The following is a 297-nucleotide window of genomic DNA, read 5'->3' on the forward strand; positions in this document are numbered from 1 at the left end:
TCACATACCCAAATTTTTAAAGAACGATCTAGCCAAAGACTAGAAATCAACATTCACCATCATCACAATGGAATGCTCATTTCTAAGCTTTCAACAAACAGAAGCAGTAGTGGTGGAGCCAAACGGGATCGAACCGTTGACCTCCTGCGTGCAAGGCAGGCGCTCTCCCAGCTGAGCTATGGCCCCGTATTTCTACAGGTTCCCACACAAAATTGGTGGGTCTGGGCAGATTCGAACTGCCGACCTCACCCTTATCAGGGGTGCGCTCTAACCAACTGAGCTACAGACCCAATTTCG

2 tRNA genes are annotated in these 297 nt (G+C 48.8%); both read right to left on the reverse strand.

Annotated elements, in window-relative coordinates:
- Positions 1-110 precede the first annotated feature (110 nt).
- Positions 111-186, reverse strand: a tRNA-Ala gene (locus K0F88_RS32115).
- A gap of 27 nt (positions 187-213) precedes the next feature.
- Positions 214-290 (reverse strand) — tRNA-Ile (locus K0F88_RS32120).
- Positions 291-297 lie beyond the last annotated feature (7 nt).

It is taken from the genome of Pseudomonas sp. UMAB-40, from assembly GCF_900095275.1.
GTDB lineage: Bacteria > Pseudomonadota > Gammaproteobacteria > Pseudomonadales > Pseudomonadaceae > Aquipseudomonas > Aquipseudomonas mandelii_B.